Genomic DNA, 792 nt, shown 5'->3' on the forward strand with positions numbered 1-792 from the left:
AGGTTGTTGAGCCGTAAAAGAGTCCGATTTTCATTATATTCGTCGTTTTTTGTGTTGCTGTTGCAGAGGATTTTAACCTTAAACTGCCTAGGAATGCAGCGAATATCGTGAGATTCCCCACCTGAGCCAATTTTTTATAGCATTCACACTGGTGCTGTCTTACTCTCACTGGGTATAGATGAACAATAAAAGGAAGCGTGAATGACGGCACAACAGCCTGTCAATCAACAAGATTTTGCGCTTGTTGAGCAATTCTTAGATGCAATGTGGATGGAGCGCGGTCTGTCAGAGAATACGCTGGCTTCGTACCGAAATGATTTAATGAAGCTTCTCACTTGGATGGAGCATCATCGTTACCGCCTCGATTTCATCAGTTTGTCTGGACTTCAAGAATACCAAACGTATCTGGTGGATTTGGATTACAAGCAGACGTCACGTGCTCGTATGCTGTCAGCCATTCGCCGTTTGTTTCAGTATCTTCACCGCGAAAAAGTGCGTGCCGATGACCCAAGTGCCTTGTTGGTCAGCCCGAAATTGCCACAACGCTTACCGAAAGACATCAGCGAAGAGCAAGTGGACGCACTTTTGGACGCGCCAGATCCTAATGATCCGGTAGAACTGCGCGATAAAGCCATGCTTGAGTTGTTGTACGCGACTGGGTTGCGTGTGACAGAACTCGTCAGCCTGACGATGGAAAACATCAGTTTACGTCAGGGCGTCGTGCGTGTGACGGGTAAAGGTGGCAAGGAACGTTTGGTGCCGATGGGGGAGAATGCGATCGATTGGATTGAA

1 protein-coding gene is annotated in these 792 nt (G+C 47.5%); it reads left to right on the top strand.

The annotated features are described in order from the left end of the window. Positions 1–201 precede the first annotated feature (201 nt). On the top strand, positions 202–792 hold a 591-nt coding region (locus R7Q48_RS26430; protein WP_318133166.1), incomplete at its 3' end, for a tyrosine-type recombinase/integrase.

The sequence above is a fragment of the Vibrio sp. 378 genome, from assembly GCF_033339435.1.